13 protein-coding genes are annotated in these 15,317 nt (G+C 34.4%); all 13 read left to right on the top strand.

The genetic code is table 11. The features are described from left to right. Positions 1–3 precede the first annotated feature (3 nt). The 13 genes from EL158_RS06070 to mnmC are packed head-to-tail and all read left to right on the top strand — an operon-like array spanning position 4 to position 15,220. Positions 4–981, top strand: a complete 978-nt coding sequence (locus EL158_RS06070; RefSeq protein ID WP_027303593.1) for an RluA family pseudouridine synthase — start codon at positions 4–6, stop codon at positions 979–981. Beyond that, complete coding sequence (locus tag EL158_RS06065) at positions 929–2,149, top strand: fibronectin type III domain-containing protein (RefSeq protein ID WP_027303592.1); 1,221 nt, start codon at positions 929–931, stop codon at positions 2,147–2,149. Before EL158_RS06070 ends, EL158_RS06065 begins: the two co-directional genes overlap by 53 nt. Beyond that, complete coding sequence (trmB, locus tag EL158_RS06060; RefSeq protein ID WP_027303591.1) at positions 2,149–3,321, top strand: tRNA (guanosine(46)-N7)-methyltransferase TrmB; 1,173 nt, start codon at positions 2,149–2,151, stop codon at positions 3,319–3,321. Before EL158_RS06065 ends, trmB begins: the two co-directional genes overlap by 1 nt. Positions 3,322–3,369: 48 nt before the next feature. Beyond that, positions 3,370–4,035 (top strand): cell division ATP-binding protein FtsE, encoded by a 666-nt coding sequence (locus EL158_RS06055; RefSeq protein WP_004275773.1) that lies wholly within the window; start codon positions 3,370–3,372, stop codon positions 4,033–4,035. Then, positions 4,022–4,828 carry an FtsX-like permease family protein gene (locus EL158_RS06050; RefSeq protein ID WP_027303590.1) on the top strand — a complete coding sequence of 269 codons (807 nt, stop codon included), beginning with the start codon at positions 4,022–4,024 and terminating at the stop codon, positions 4,826–4,828. The genes EL158_RS06055 and EL158_RS06050 overlap by 14 nt, the downstream gene beginning before the upstream one ends. Beyond that, positions 4,825–6,009, top strand: a complete 1,185-nt coding sequence (locus EL158_RS06045) for a murein hydrolase activator EnvC family protein (RefSeq protein ID WP_027303589.1) — start codon at positions 4,825–4,827, stop codon at positions 6,007–6,009. The genes EL158_RS06050 and EL158_RS06045 overlap by 4 nt, the downstream gene beginning before the upstream one ends. Positions 6,010–6,059: 50 nt before the next feature. After that, a complete protein-coding gene (pyrH, locus tag EL158_RS06040) occupies positions 6,060–6,776 on the top strand; it encodes a UMP kinase (RefSeq protein WP_027303588.1) in 717 nt (238 codons plus the stop codon). A 16-nt stretch (positions 6,777–6,792) separates the two neighbouring features. Then, positions 6,793–7,014 (top strand): DNA-directed RNA polymerase subunit omega, encoded by a 222-nt coding sequence (locus EL158_RS06035; RefSeq protein WP_004275777.1) that lies wholly within the window; start codon positions 6,793–6,795, stop codon positions 7,012–7,014. After that, a complete protein-coding gene (locus tag EL158_RS06030) occupies positions 6,998–9,190 on the top strand; it encodes a RelA/SpoT family protein (RefSeq protein WP_027303587.1) in 2,193 nt (730 codons plus the stop codon). Before EL158_RS06035 ends, EL158_RS06030 begins: the two co-directional genes overlap by 17 nt. A 12-nt stretch (positions 9,191–9,202) precedes the next feature. Next, on the top strand, positions 9,203–10,411 hold the full coding sequence (gene tyrS, locus EL158_RS06025) for a tyrosine--tRNA ligase (protein WP_027303586.1): 1,209 nt from the start codon (positions 9,203–9,205) through the stop codon (positions 10,409–10,411). Next, complete coding sequence (locus EL158_RS06020; RefSeq protein WP_027303585.1) at positions 10,408–11,499, top strand: nitronate monooxygenase; 1,092 nt, start codon at positions 10,408–10,410, stop codon at positions 11,497–11,499. Before tyrS ends, EL158_RS06020 begins: the two co-directional genes overlap by 4 nt. After that, the gene (locus tag EL158_RS06015; RefSeq protein WP_027303584.1) at positions 11,496–13,382 is read left to right on the top strand and encodes an N-acetylmuramoyl-L-alanine amidase family protein; all 1,887 of its coding nucleotides are present in this window, start codon (positions 11,496–11,498) and stop codon (positions 13,380–13,382) included. Before EL158_RS06020 ends, EL158_RS06015 begins: the two co-directional genes overlap by 4 nt. Further along, entirely contained in the window at positions 13,379–15,220 is a 1,842-nt protein-coding gene (gene mnmC, locus EL158_RS06010; RefSeq protein WP_027303583.1) for a bifunctional tRNA (5-methylaminomethyl-2-thiouridine)(34)-methyltransferase MnmC2/FAD-dependent 5-carboxymethylaminomethyl-2-thiouridine(34) oxidoreductase MnmC1, read from the top strand. The genes EL158_RS06015 and mnmC overlap by 4 nt, the downstream gene beginning before the upstream one ends. Positions 15,221–15,317 lie beyond the last annotated feature (97 nt).

Raw genomic sequence — 15,317 nt, 5'->3', positions numbered from 1 at the left:
AAAATGCAGACTTTTTTAGTTGATGAAGAGGCAAGATTAGATGTCAAACTTGCTAAAATTCTTAATCAAAGTCGTTCGCAAGTTAGCTTACTGATAGAAAATAATGCCGTTTTAATCAATGATAAAATTCAAAATAAAAATTCCTTCAAGCTTAAAAACGGCGACATTATCACGCTTAAAACCCTGCCGCAAAAAGAACTTAAAACGCAATATGAAGTAAATTTTGAGGTTGATGTTCTTTTTGAAGATGAAGATGTGCTTGTTTTAAATAAGCCACAAAATTTGGTTGTTCACGGTGCAAGTAGCGTGAAGGAGGCGACTTTAATCGATTGGTTACTTGCGAAAAAATATGCCCTTTCAAATTTGGCAGGAGAGCTTCGCGCTGGGCTTGTGCATAGGCTAGATAAAGAAACAAGTGGGGCGATTATTATTGCGAAAAATAATTTTTCTCATCAAAGATTAAGTGAGCAATTGCAAGATAAAAGCTTGGGTCGAATTTACCTTGCGTTAATTGACTTGCCACTAAAAGAGGATAAAATAATCATCAATAAAGCCTTAACAAGAAGTACGCAAAATCGTATTAAAAAAATTGCGATTGAGAGAGAAAATTATAGTCCAAAAATTAAGGCAAAAGAGGCTAAAAGTGCTTTTATAAATTTGGCACTTGCTAAAGATATCAATTTAATCGCAGCAAAGCTTTTTAGCGGGAGAACGCATCAAATAAGGGCGCATTTAGCAAGTATCAACCGCCATATTTTAGGCGATACGCTTTATGGTTATAAGGGAAATGAAATTTGCAGAGTGATGTTACATGCGTATTTTGTGTATTTTAAACACCCAAGAACAAAGGAGCTAGTTTTTGTTAAAGCGCCTTTAATGGAAGATTTTAAAGAAATTTTAGAAAAAAAACTTTTAATAGGAGAAGATGATGAGACGATTTCACTTGAGCATTTGCTTGGCGAGTTTAACTCTTTTATTTAGTGCTTGTAGTGTGGCTGAACTTACCACGCCTAAGCAAACGCAGTTAAATGAGAGTTTGCCAAAAGTGCAAAGTCTTAAAAGTATAAGCGATCTTAGTAATGTCGCTTTTGAGTGGGAGCCTTTGTATGGTGAGAATATACAAGGCTTTTATCTTTACCGCTCAAGCGAAAAAGAGCCGCAAATGAAGCTTGTAGCGACTATTAAGGACAAATTTCAAACACATTATGTTGATACAAAATTAGAAAGTGGCACAAAATATCAATATATGATGAAAACTTTTAATGAGCAAGGACATTTTTCAGAAGAAGGACAGATAATAGAAATTGCAACCCAGCCTCGCCCAGAGCCTTTAGCTTTTGTGCAAGCGATTACAAATTTACCTGAACGCATTAAGCTTATTTGGCGTCCGCATACGGATTTAAGGGTTAATGCCTATATTATTGAAAAAAAGAAAGTGGAGGATAAAAAATTTGCAAAAATAGGCGAAGTGAAAAACCGCTTGAGTGCTGAATTTATCGATGAGGTTAAGGCAAATGAAAATTTTTTATATAGAGTAAGTGCTTTGACCTTTGATGGGGTTCAAAGTGAGCCTAGCGAAGTGTTAAATTCAACTAGTAAAGCTTTGCCGCCTGAAATAACGCATTTAAGTGCAAGTAATGATCTTAATGGAAAGATTATGCTAAGCTGGGATTCGCCTGTGTATGAGGATTTTTCTTATTTTAAAATTTATGCGACAAGCTCGAGCTTTTTACCTTTTACGCTTTTAGCAAAAACAGATAAAAACAGCTATGAAGATATAGTGCAAGGTGCTGGAGAAAGTAAGCAATATAAAATCACTATGGTCGATAAAGACGGCTTGGAAAGTCCTATGCCTAAAAAGGGTGTCGAGGGTAAGACTTTGGGTCTTCCTGCTAGTCCTAGCATTATTTTAGCACAAATCACAAGCGAAGGCATTGTGCTAGAGTGGGCGGATAATGATAATAGAGCCGTAGAATATGAAGTCAAGCGTTATGGTGGGGAGCAAAACGCTGTTTTTAAAGGAATTAAAGAAAAAAGACTAAGAGATATTAAAGCTTTAGCGGGAGTAGAGTATAGTTATGAAGTGATTGCTATTGATGAGCTTGGGCAACGCTCAGCACCCTCATCTAAGGTCAAAGCAGCACAATAATGCCAAATTTTAAAACCAAAAGTATAAAGAAGCTTACTCTACCTTTTGAAAAAGACGGAGTAAGCTTTCTTTTTAAGGCGGAAAATGCGAGCGTTACGCTGATTTTTATACAGCTTTTAGAGCAAAGCTTTTTTTTGCAAATTAAAAAAGAAAAAAACGCTTTTATTATCAAAGCAGATAAACACTCTAAACCTTCTAAAATAGGCTATTTACAAAAAGCTTTGAAGGTCTTTAAGGAGAATTTTTGCGAGGGAATTTTAAATGAGGCTTTTGGCTTAAAAAATAATGCCTTAGTGGAGCAAACTCCCTTAATCGCTAGAGATTTGGAAGAGCTTTCAATAAGACTCGAAAAAGAAGAAAAAATTTATATAGAAATCGGTTTTGGTTCGGGCAGACATTTGCTCTTTAAGGCGAAGCAAAATCCTCAAATTTTAATGCTTGGAGTAGAAATTTACACTCCAGCTCTCACTCAAGTGGCAAAATTAGCTAAGGCACAAAATTTAAATAATGTCCTTTTAATCCAAAGTGATGCGAGACTTTTATTAAGTATTTTAAAGACTAAATCCATTGAAAAAATTTTCTTACATTTTCCCGTGCCTTGGGAAGATAAGCCACACAGAAGGGTTATAAGTGAGGCGTTTTGCAAGGAGTGTGCGAGGGTTTTAAGGGGAGAATTTGAGCTTAGGACAGATAGTTATGCGTATTTTGATTTTGCCTTAAAGGAATTTTTGATTTTTTCTAAGCCGCAGTTTTTGCTGAAAAAAAATGAGAAATTGGAAATTTCAAGCAAATATGAAGATAGATGGAAAAAGCAGAAAAAAGACATTTATGATTTAATCGTTTGGGGACTTGATATGCCGGAAGAAAATCAAAACGAAGAAAAGCTTGATTTGACAAATTTGCATTTAAATGCAAGTCAAATGAGAACTTTTTGGGAGCAGTTTGAAAAGAAAAGTATAAGAGGGGAAGATTATTTTTTAAGCTTTAGAAATCTTTATGAGAGTGAAAAGGGTTTTATTTTAAAATGTGCTTTTGGAGCTTTTAATGCCCCATCACACGCTTATATTTTATTTGGCAAAAAGACAGAATTTCTTTTTAAAAATCCTTTAAAAACACAAGAAAATTTAAAAGCATTAGGAGAATTAAAGTGCAAAATTGAACAATTTTCTTAAGTTTTAAGCAAAATTAAAGCAAAATTGCAAAAAAAGAAAAGGTGAAAAATGGCAAATCTTATAGAGGCAAAAAAGCTTTCTTTGGGTTATGATGAGTTGGTATTAAAAGAAGTGAGCTTTGCTTTTAAAAATGATGATTTCATTTTTATCACGGGCAAGAGCGGAAGTGGTAAAAGCACACTTTTAAAGTCTTTTTATGGAGATTTAGAATTGCTTTCAGGACAGCTTGAAGTGTGTGGAGCAAGTATGAGAAAAATAGGAAATTTAGAACTTTTAAAGCTGCGTCAAAGGATAGGAATTATCTTTCAAGATTATAAGCTCATACAAGAATATAGCATAGAAAAAAATGTAATGCTTCCCTTAATGATTAAGGGCTATTCTAAAAAAATTTGCCAAGAGCAAGCAGCTAAGCTTTTAAAGCATGTGAATTTGACCTTCAAAGCTGATAAAAAGCCCGATCAGCTTTCAGGTGGTGAGCAGCAAAGAGTGGCTATGGCAAGAGCTTTAGCGCATAATCCAAAGCTCTTACTTTGTGATGAGCCAACGGGGAATTTGGACGAGTATTCTTCTGATATTATTTGGACGCTTTTAAAGTCCGCTCGTGAGCTTTTAGGCACTTGCGTTGTGGTTGTAACGCATAGAATTCCTAGTAATTTAAGACTAAATTACAGAAGATTTAATATAGAAAATGGAAAAATGAATGAAATTTTTTAGAACACATTTATCTTTGATTTTGCCCTTGCTTTTTATGATGTTTGCTTTTGAGTTTATTTTGTTTTCTAACGCAACGCTAAAGCATTATGAAAAAATTGTCAATAAGGACTATAATATCATCGTTACAAGTAGTGTAAGTCTTGATGAAAATACACTTAAAACAAAGCTTAATAGCTTTGTTTCTTTTGAGCTTTTAGATCCTAAAAATTTGATCGAAAGGCTTAAAAATGACATTTCAGATAAGAATTTAAAACTTTTACGCGATTCTTTGCCGAAATTTTATAGCATTAAGCTTGATTATTTGCCAACTCAAAGTGAATTAAACGAGATGGAAAATCAGCTTTTAAGCATCAAGGGCATTAGTAAGGTCGAAACCTTCGCTAAAACGCATAATAAGGTCTATTCTCTTCTTGTTTTAATGAAATTTATTTTCTGGTTTTTTCTTTTCATCATTATTTTGCTAAGTTTCATACTTTTCTTAAAGCAAATGCGAATTTGGCTTTATGAGCATACACAAAGGGTCGAGATAATGTGTCTTTTTGGCGCACCTTTTTGGTTTCGCTCCTTTATGCTTTATAGGATTGTAATTGTGGATTGTTTGATTGCTTTTATTATTTTGCTTGTCTTTTTTACACAAATTTATCACTTTTCTTTGATACAAGAAAGCTTAAGGGCTGTGGATATTAGTTTGCCTGAGATTAATTTCGCCTTGCATTTAAGCTTGATTTTCTTAGGCACTTTGTCTGTTTGTTTGCTTTGTGTGAATTTTGTGATGTTTAAGGTTAAAAAATGAGGAAATTATTCCTTTTTTCTTTGTTTTCTCTTCTGCTTTTTGCAAATGGTATAGCTGAAAAAACGAAAGATTTAAAGGAAAATGAACGCATACAACAACAGCTTAGTAAAAAGCTTGAAGATTTAGCACAAGATATTTTAAGTGGAGAGAAAAATCTTAAAAATTTAAGTGAGCAAATTAACATCCTTTCTTCTCAAACAAGCAAATTGGAAGCCAATATTAAGGTTCAAAATAAAGAACTTAGCACTTTAAATAATCAAAATAAAGAACTTTTGAGAATTAAATCTTTAATGGAAAGCAAACTTATAAGTTTAATGGCTAAAGATTTTGCTTATGATTTGCCTATACCTGAGGGTTATATTGAAGGAGAGGAAAGCTTTATGGCTTTTGAGCTTTTAGGAAGCTTGGATAAGGTATTAAGCGAAGAAATTTCAAAGCTTTCTAAGGACTATGAGGGTGTGAATTTATTAATAGAAAATAAGCAAAAGCAAATTGAGCAAATTAGACTTAATCTTAAAAATTATAATGAACAATTAAAAGAACTTCAAAGCCTTAAAAATAGACAGATAAGAGAAATTAATCAGCAAAAAACAGACCGACAAATTTACGCAAAAAAACTTGATAATTTAAAGGCACAGCAAGAAGAATTAAGAGCGACTCTAGATGAGCTTAAAATCATTGATAAAAAAGAGCAAGTCAAAAAACAAAAAGAAGAAACCAGCAAGCTTGCTAATAATAATCAAAAAATAAGGCAAATCGGCTCAAGCTATCAGGGAAGCTCCGTGAAGCGATATACGGGGAAAAAGACCATAGCGCCACTTGACTCTTTTACCATTAAGCAAAAATTTGGTAATTATGTTGATCCTATTTATAATATTAAAATTTTTAATGAAAATGTCGTTTTAAGAAGTAAAAAAGCCGATGCGACCGTTAAAAGTGTGTTAGATGGTAGGGTTGTTTTTGCAAAAAATACCACTATGCTTCAAAGAGTTGTTATTATCGAGCATAATGATGGAATTCATACCATTTATGCGCATTTGGATAAAATCGCTCCTAATATTAAAGTGGGAAAGAGGGTTAAAAAAGGTGCTGTTGTGGGTAGAATTAAAGATGATTTGACTTTTGAGGTAACGCAAAAGAATTTTCATATTAATCCTTTGGAATTGATTAGCTTAAATTAGCTAGTTTTAAAGCAAAATTCATTATAATTAGCCATTAATAAGGAGAAAAAATGCAAAGTAGGGAGAGAGTTTTAGTTAAATTTTCTGGTGAGGCTTTGGCTGGAGAAACGGGCTTTGGGATTGAGGACTCTATCCTTAAATTCATTGCTTGCGAGATTAAAGAATTAATTTTAAACGATATAGAAGTTGGCATAGTTATAGGCGGGGGAAACATTATGCGAGGGGCTTTGGCGGCTAAGGGAGGACTTATAAAACGAACAAGTGGCGATCATATGGGTATGCTTGCTACGGTGATTAATGCTATTGCTATTCAAGAAGCACTTGAGAGTTATGGGCTTGATGTAAGGGTGCAAAGTGCCATACAAATGGAAGCTTTTTGTGAAACTTATATTATGCGAAGGGCGCAAAGGCATTTAGAAAAGGGGCGTGTGGTTATTTTTGCTGCTGGCACGGGTAATCCTTATTTTACCACAGATACTACGGCGATTTTAAGAGCGGTAGAGATTGATGCGCAAATGGTCATTAAGGCGACTAAGGTCAATGGTGTTTATGATAAAGATCCTAAAAAATATGACGATGCGGTGTTTTTAAGCACACTAAGCTATGATGATGCGATGAAAGATAGTATTAAGGTTATGGATGATACAGCCATAGCTTTAGCTAAGGACAATGCTCTACCTATCGTAGTTTGTAATATGTTTGAGAGTGGAAATTTGCTTAAAATCATACGGGGCGATACGAGCCTTTGCTCGATTGTGAAAAATTAAATTTGAAGGAGAAAGTATGCAAAGAATAGAAGAAGTTACAGCAAAAGCTTTAGAAAAAATGGGCAACGACCGCTACCGCCTTGCCTTGGTTGTGGCACAAAGAGCCGAGCAGTTAGCAAATGGAGCAGTTCCCCTAGTCAGCCTTGATAAAAATAAAATCAAATTTGCCGACATAGCACTTTTTGAGATAGCGGAAGATAAAATTGCTTTAGAGGGTTTCATTGAAAGCACTCGATGAGGAATTATTTCTTGAAGAATTAATCGAAAATACAAAAAATTGCAAAGATTTAGAAGGTGCTAAAGCACTTTTATATAGTGTTTGTGAAAAAGATGCGATTTTAGAAAAAGCGGTTGAGTGTTGCATTAAATATCACGAAGGACAACTTAGAAAAAGTGGTGAGCCTTATGCTGTGCATCCTATTTTAGTGGCTAGTTTGGTCGCTTTTTTGAGTGAAAATAGGGCTACGATTTTAGCTGCCTTACTTCACGATGTGATAGAAGATACCGTTTGCACGGAGGAAGAGTTAAGGGAGCAATTTGGCACAGAGGTTTTAAGGCTTGTTTTAGGACTAACTAAAATCATAGAAATAAGAGAGGATAATCTTATTTCTTCTAAGTCTAAAAAATCCCTCACCAAATCCGCCCTTACTTTTCGCAATATGCTTTTAGCAAGTATCGAGGATATAGGCGTTTTAATCGTTAAGCTTTGCGATAGACTGCATAATATGCTCACCCTTGATGCTTTAAGGGAGGATAAGCAAAAACGCATTAGTGAGGAGACCCTAGTCGTTTATGCGCCCATAGCACATAGGCTTGGAATTTCTAGCATTAAAAATTATTTGGAGGATTTGAGCTTTCGCTATTTAATGCCAGAAGAATATCAGCAAATTTTTAATTACATCAATTCTAACGACCAGCAAATGCAACTTGGGCTTAATGAATTTATCTCTAAAATCGAGCTTTTATTTTTAAACAATGGCTTTAGACAAGGCACTTTTGAAATTCAAAAACGCATTAAGCATAGCTATTCTATTTATCTTAAAATGCAAAGAAAAGGCGTTGGTATTGAAGAGGTTCTTGACTTACTTGGGGTAAGAATTTTAGTGGAAAAAGTGAGCGATTGCTATCTTGCACTTGGAATTTTACATACAAATTTCAATCCTCTGGTTTCGCGTTTTAAAGATTATATTGCTTTGCCTAAGCAAAATGGCTACCAGACCATACATACAACTATTTTTGACACAAAAAATATCATTGAGGCACAAATTCGCACCTTTGATATGCACAAAATCGCCGAATTTGGCGTAGCTGCACATTGGAAATATAAAGAAGATGGCAGTGTGGTCGCACCGAAGTTAGATTGGATTAGCGATATTTCTATGCAAAGTGCAAATAACTTAGAAAACGCCGAAGATTATAATGCCATCGAGCTTTATGAGTATGCTAAAGATAGCTTGTATGTTGAAGATGTGGCTGTTTATTCTCCTAAAGGAGAAATTTTTACCCTGCCGCGTGGTGCTACTGTGCTTGATTTTGCCTATGAAGTACATACTAAGGTAGGGCTTCACGCTAAGACAGCTTATGTTAATCGTATTAAAGTTTCACTTTTAACGGAGCTTAAAAATGGCGATATTGTGCGTGTGGTTACAAGTAATGATAAATTTTATCGTTGTTCTTGGATAGATAGTGTTAAAACGGGTAAGGCTAAAGCGAGCATTAGAGAATTTTGTAAGCAAAAAATGCGAGAAATTCATTATCTTAGTGCGATTAATATCCTTTGTTTTGTTTTTAATGAAAGAAAAGAAAAAATCCTTTCTTGGATAGAAAAAGAAAATTTAATGCGTCATATTCGTAAAGTTGCTAAGGATAGCATTTATTTTAAGGATGCTGTGAATGGGCTGAAAAAATATGGTAAAAAATCGTATTGGTTTGATAAATATGAAATTAAAGAGCAAAAAATAGGGAATTTTTTATTTTATTCTAATCATAAAATTGCGAGTGTAGAATTTGACATTTGCTGCCATCCAAAAAGGGGCGATGAGGTTATGGCTTTTGTGGAGGCTGGTAATGTAGTCGTGCATCATAAGCTTTGCGATAGGGCGGATAAGATGTTGGAAAATAAAGATATGGTTTTCATCGCTTGGGATTCTCATATGCCAAAATCTTACAAAATGCTTCTTACTTTGGAAAATAAAAAGGGAATTTTGGCTGAATTTTTATCTTTACTTGCTAAAATGCAGATAAATTTATTAACAATTAATTTATCAAGCAATTTAAATTCTTCGGTAGATTATTTTGAAATGCTTATAGAAATTCCTGATAATATCAATCCGGATCGAGTCAAAGACAGGTTGAAGGATAATTGTAAGCTTTTAGATTTTACTTCGCTTGATGATGCGTATAAAGAGGGTTAAAGAAAGGTTTTTATGGATATAAAAGAAATTTTAGCAGAAGTGAAAAGAGGCTGTGCGGAGATTATTGATGAAGCTAGAATTGAAGATTTGATTAAAAATTATTACGAAAAGGGTGAGAATTTTTATGTTAAGGCGGGGTTTGACCCAACAGCTCCTGATTTGCATTTGGGACATAGCGTGGTTTTAAGCAAAATGGCTTTTTTGCAAAAGCACGGCGCAAGGGTGCAGTTTTTAATCGGTGATTTTACGGGGCAAATAGGCGACCCAAGCGGTAAAAACGCTACGCGTAAAAAATTGAGTCAAGAGGAAGTGTTAAAAAACGCCAAAACTTATGAAAGTCAAGTTTTTAAAATTTTAGATAAAAACAAAACAGACATTGTTTTTAATTCTAAATGGCTCAATGAACTTGGTGCGGCTGGGATTGTGGAGCTAACTTCGACTTTTAGCGTGGCTAGAATGCTTGAAAGAGAGGACTTTACGAAGCGTTTTAGGGAGCAAAGCTCGATTAGCATTTGTGAGTTTTTATATCCCTTGTTGCAAGGTTATGATAGTGTAGCTTTAAAAAGTGATATAGAAATGGGTGGAACGGATCAAAAATTTAATCTTTTAATGGGTAGAACCTTACAAAGAATTTATGATGTAAAAAAAGAACAAGCCATCATTATGATGCCTCTTTTGGAGGGACTTGATGGGGTTAATAAAATGAGTAAGAGCCTCAATAATTACATCGGTGTAACCGAAAATGCTAAGGATATTTATGCTAAAATTTTAAGCATTAGCGATGAGCTTATGTTTAGATATTATGAATTATTAAGCAAAAAAAGTTTAAAAGAAATTGAAATGATTAAAGAAAATATTCAAAATGGCTCTTTGCATCCTAAAATTGTCAAGGAAAATTTAGCTTTAGAGCTTGTGGAGAGATTTCACTCTAAAGAGCTTGCAAATGAAGCAAAGGCTGAATTTGATAGAGTGCATAGTGCAAATGCCCTGCCAAGTGAGATAGCCGAATTTGAGCTAAGTGGTGGTAGTGTGTGGCTGGCTAAGGCTTTGGTTGAATGTGGTTTGGAAAATTCCACTTCAGCAGCGAGAAGAGCCATAGTGGCAAATAGCGTAAGCGTTAATTCTCAAAAAATCAAGGACGAGCAAATGCAACTAGAATTGGGTGAGTATATTTTACAAATAGGAAAAAGAAAATTTGCTAGATTAAAGGTTAAAAAATGAGTTTTAAACCCCTTAAAATAGGAAAACATACGATTAAATATCCCATTTTTCAAGGAGGAATGGGGCTTGGCATTAGTTGGGATAAACTTGCTTCGGCAGTGTCCTTAAATGGAGGGCTTGGCATTATCTCTTCTGTGGGAACGGGCTATTATGAAGAAAGAACGCACATTAGCAAAGAATTAAATGCTAAACCTTATGGGAGTGAAAATTTTTATTCTAAAGAGGGTTTGAAAGCCTTAATTACAAATGCTAGAAAGGTTTGTGGGGACGCACCTTTGGGTTGCAATATACTTTGTGCGAGTAATGACTATGCTAGGATTGCTCACGATGCTTGTGAAGTGGGCTTTAATGTCATCGTTTCTGGAGCTGGTTTGCCCACAAATTTACCTGAATTTACGGCGGATTTTCCCGATGTGGCTTTAGTGCCGATTATCTCTTCGGTTAAGGCTTTAAAGATTATTTGTAAAAGATGGCAGGGGCGTTATAATCGTTTGCCCGATGCTGTGGTTTTAGAAGGTCCGAAAAGTGGCGGACATCAAGGCTTTACTTATGAGCAATGTTTAGATCCAAATTTTGCTTTAGAAAATTTAATTGCCCCTGTTGTTGAAGAGGCGAAAAATTGGGGTTCTTTTCCTATTATAGCAGCGGGGGGCGTGTGGGATAAAAATGATATTGAAAAAATGTTAAGTTTGGGTGCTAGCGGAGTGCAAATGGGGACAAGGTTTATCGGCACTTTTGAATGTGATGCAAGTGATAATTTTAAAGAAGTTTTATTAGCCTCCAAGGAGGAAGACATCAAGCTTATAAAATCGCCCGTAGGATACCCTGCAAGAGGTGTGCAGACAAATTTGCTTGATTTAGTCGCTAAAAAAATGGGTCCAAAAATTAATTGTATTAGCAATTGTGTCAGCCCTTGTGGTAGAGGTAAGGAGGCGACTAAGGTGGGCTATTGTATCGCAGATAGGCTTTTTGATGCTTGGTCTGGTAAGAAAGATACGGGACTATTTTTCACGGGGGCAAATGGTTATAGACTAGATAAGCTCATTAGCGTTAAAGAGCTTATTGACAAACTTGTAAATGGCGAATAATGCGAAGCTTACTCGCACTTTTTTTATTATTTTGCTTTTGTTTTGGGGCTTTTGAAAAGCAAATAGAAGAATTTGATAAAAATTTTATAGGCTCTACAAATGACTTGCAGGTAAAGTTGCATCAGCAGCTTAAAAGCCTTTATATACAAAGCGTGATTAATGACGATGAAAAAACAAAGGTTGAAATTTTAAAACGCCTTATCATTAGCTCCAATACATTAAAGCTTGATGATACATCTTATGCTAAGGAGCTTGAAGAAAGTGGCATAAAAAAAGCAAATATTGAATCTTTAAGAAGAGTCGTTATCAAAGATGTGAAACTTGAGAATAAAAAGCCTACGGAAAAACCTGCATTTGAAAATGTGAAGGAAAATTCCAAAAAAGAAGTCGTAAAAAAAGAAGAATTAAAGAAAAGTGATACGACAAAAAAAGAGGAAAAAATTTATATCTTAAATTCCAAAAAGTTAGCAAATGGAGTGGAGCTTAATTTAAGTGCAAATTTGAGTGAATTTAAAGACTTTGTTTTAGATGAAAAGGGGAATTACCGCCATATTATCGATTTTGAAGCGATCTTGGAGGGGGGCAGGAAGGAATTTCAATTTAAAAATTATAATATTATTCTTTCTCAATATAATCCAAAAGTCGTTCGTATAGTCCTTAGAGCTAAGGAGAAAATAAGTTTAAATTTGAAAAAGGAAGAAAAAAAAGTAAGCATTTTGATGACTGAGTTAAAAGATGTCCCGAAGGAAAATCAAAGCATCAAAACGCAAAAGGTCGAAAAAAAGCCTGAGAAGCAAGAAAACAATTTAAAAATTCAAAAAAGTGAAAAAAAATCTCTTTATATCGTTGATGTGGATAAGAATGAAAATGGGGTTGTTTTGAAATTTGATGAGGAGCTTGATGAGGAAGATTTTGAAATTTCCAACACAAAAGATTCTAAATTTTATAGGCAAATCGTCAGCTTTAAGGGCGTTTTAGGAGGGGATAGAAAAAGCTATACTTATGGTAAAAACGCCATTACTGTAACCCAGTATAATCCAAAGGTCGTTCGTGTGGTCTTAAGCTCCGCGAAAGAATTTGGGCTTTATAAGGATATTGATGATAAAAGCTTAGTTTTGGCTTTTAATGAGCCTAAAAATCAAAGCTTTAGTCCAGTCAAAATAAGCCCTAGTAAGAATACGCTTAATAAAAATTATAAGGCAGGTAAAATCATAGTCCTAGATGCAGGACACGGCGGTAAGGATAGTGGAGCTTTAAGTAAAAATAAGCGTTTAAAAGAAAAGGATATTGTTTTAAGCACAACGCTAAAGATAGGCAATGAGCTTAAAAAAAGGGGCTTTAAGGTTTATTATACAAGAACGACGGATAAATTTATCAATCTTAGAGATAGAACTAAAATCGCTAATGATAGAAAGGCTGATTTATTTTTATCCATACACGCTAATGCTGCTCCTAACACCTCTAGAGCCAAAAGCTCTGAAGGCTTAGAAACCTTCTTTTTAAGTCCAGCAAGAAGTGAGCGTAGTAAAAAAGCCGCTGAAAAAGAGAATCAAGGCGACTTTGAAGAGATGAATTATTTTTCCAAGCAAAGCATTTTAAATTTCTTAAATAGAGAAAAAATTGTCGCTTCTAACAAACTTGCCATTGATATACAAAAAGGCGTTTTGGCTAAGACTAGGACGCGCTATAAGGTGGTTGATGGTGGGGTAAGAGAAGCGCCTTTTTGGGTCTTAGTTGGTGCTTCAATGCCAGCTATTTTACTTGAAATTGGCTACATCACACATCCTAGCGAGGGCGAGAGAATTGCAAATAAAAACTTTCAAGATTTATTAGCCAAGGGCATTGCTGATGGGGTGGAAAATTATTTTTATCATAATCGATGAAAAAAGCTAGAGTTATTTTTAAGGATAATACGCCTTATTCTTTAGATTTTGAAGATTTTTATTTTAATTCGCAAGAAGGCGTAGAAGAAAGTCGCTTTGTTTATACGGAGGCATTTGAGTGGGAAGAGTGCGAAAGCTTTATCATCGCTGAAACGGGCTTTGGCATAGGGCTTAATTTCTTTTTAACTTTACAAAATTTTTTAAAGACTAAAAAGCGACCTAAAAGGCTTTTTTATGTGAGCGTAGAGGGTTTTTATTTAGAGCCTAGCTTTTTGCGTGAGGCTTATAAAAGACTTGGAATTTACGAAGAAATTAAAGATCTTTTGGAGCAATTTTTACTTTTTTATCCTAAATGTGCTAAGGGGATTTATCGTTTTTATTTTAAAGACTGCTTTTTAGACCTTGTTTTTGATGATATAAGTGTTTTGAAGCGTTTGGAATTTGAGGCAAATATTTGGTATTTAGACGGCTTTTCTCCCAGTAAAAATTCTCTTATGTTTGATGAAAATACCCTTTTTGAAATCGCAAGATTATCTAAGCTTAATGCGACAATTTTGAGTTTTTCATCATCTTCTTTTTTACAGAAAAATCTTAAACATTGTGGTTTTGATGTCGCAAAAGTGAAGGGTTTTAGAAAAAGAGAGATGGTAAGGGCTTTTTTAAAACATAAGAAGCAAATGACAAACAAGGAGGCTTATTTTCAAAAAGTTTCTGCCAAATTTGAAAATAAAAAAGTCGCCATTATAGGCGCTGGTATCAGCGGCGCACTTTTGGCTTATGAGCTTAGTCTTAGGGGTTTTGAGGTCGAAATTTTTGAAAAAAACGCCACACTTTATGAGGGTGCTAGCTCTAATGAAAGCGGGATTTTAAGCTCTTTGATTTTAAATCCTCAAAGTGCTTTAGGAAATTTTTCTTTAAATGCCTTTGTGGAGGCGAGTCGCTTTTATAGACAAATTTTAGACTTAAAATTAAAGGGAGTTTATGAATTTGCTTATACTTTGCAAATGCAGCAAAGATTTTTTACGCAAAAAGACAATGCCTATTTTCAAATTGCACAAAATAAGGCTTTTTTGGATTATGGAGGGCATATTTATCCTAAAGAAATTCTATCAAGCCTCTTTGAAAAAGCTGGAGTAAAGATTTATTTTAATCATCATTTTAGTCATTATGAGCGTGAAAATGAAACCTTTAATCTTATCTTTAAAAACGCTTCTAAAAGATGTAAATTTGGGATTTTAATCTATGCTTTAGGAGCAGATGCTAAGGATTTTTTGCATTATGAAGCTATGCTTTTGAGCCGAGTAAGAGGACAGCTAACGCACCTAAAGCCCTTTTTTAAGACGGAATTTCCTCTCTCATCTAAGGCTTATATTTGTCCTCCAAAGTCTAATTTACAAGTTATTGGTGCAACTTATGACAGACTTAATACAAATCCAAAAGGTCAAAGAAAAGATGATGAAGAAAATTTAGAAAAGATTAAGGAATTTTTAAAAGGCGATAAGGAGATTGAAATTTTAGGCTCTAGGGTGGGATTTCGCTCTTATTCTAGTGATAGATTTTGCATAGCGGGTGCGGCTTATGATGAGGAATTTTATAAACAAAATTATAAAGCCTTATTATGGCATAAAAATAAGCCTCAAATTTCTCCGCAAAATATCCCCAATCTTTATCTTAGTCTTGCTCAAGGTTCAAGAGCTTTTAGCTCAAGTGTGCTTTGTGCTCGTTATCTTTGTGCCTTGATAAATGATGAGCCATTGGGCTTTTATGCGGACTTTATCCCTCATATTCACCCCGCTAGATTTCTAATAAGAAAACTCAAAAAAGGTTTGCTGGGATAACCTTAATTTCTAAATATTTTTTTTAAGATTGTTAAATTTTTAATTTAAGTTTAAAAAGCTTTATTTTATTATTTTAAAGAATAAAAATTTAAAAAGG

The organism is Campylobacter upsaliensis (genome assembly GCF_900637395.1).
Taxonomy (GTDB): domain Bacteria; phylum Campylobacterota; class Campylobacteria; order Campylobacterales; family Campylobacteraceae; genus Campylobacter_D; species Campylobacter_D upsaliensis.
Note: the sequence above shows the minus strand (reverse complement) of the source record. Positions and strands in the feature narration are given on the sequence as shown.

Coding starts and splice junctions, on each gene's coding strand:
- EL158_RS06070 (WP_027303593.1), top strand. CDS start 4: ATGCAGACTTTTTTAGTTGATGAAGAGGCAAGATTAGATGTCAAACTT.
- EL158_RS06065 (WP_027303592.1), top strand. CDS start 929: ATGAGACGATTTCACTTGAGCATTTGCTTGGCGAGTTTAACTCTTTTA.
- trmB (WP_027303591.1), top strand. CDS start 2,149: ATGCCAAATTTTAAAACCAAAAGTATAAAGAAGCTTACTCTACCTTTT.
- EL158_RS06055 (WP_004275773.1), top strand. CDS start 3,370: ATGGCAAATCTTATAGAGGCAAAAAAGCTTTCTTTGGGTTATGATGAG.
- EL158_RS06050 (WP_027303590.1), top strand. CDS start 4,022: ATGAAATTTTTTAGAACACATTTATCTTTGATTTTGCCCTTGCTTTTT.
- EL158_RS06045 (WP_027303589.1), top strand. CDS start 4,825: ATGAGGAAATTATTCCTTTTTTCTTTGTTTTCTCTTCTGCTTTTTGCA.
- pyrH (WP_027303588.1), top strand. CDS start 6,060: ATGCAAAGTAGGGAGAGAGTTTTAGTTAAATTTTCTGGTGAGGCTTTG.
- EL158_RS06035 (WP_004275777.1), top strand. CDS start 6,793: ATGCAAAGAATAGAAGAAGTTACAGCAAAAGCTTTAGAAAAAATGGGC.
- tyrS (WP_027303586.1), top strand. CDS start 9,203: ATGGATATAAAAGAAATTTTAGCAGAAGTGAAAAGAGGCTGTGCGGAG.
- EL158_RS06020 (WP_027303585.1), top strand. CDS start 10,408: ATGAGTTTTAAACCCCTTAAAATAGGAAAACATACGATTAAATATCCC.
- mnmC (WP_027303583.1), top strand. CDS start 13,379: ATGAAAAAAGCTAGAGTTATTTTTAAGGATAATACGCCTTATTCTTTA.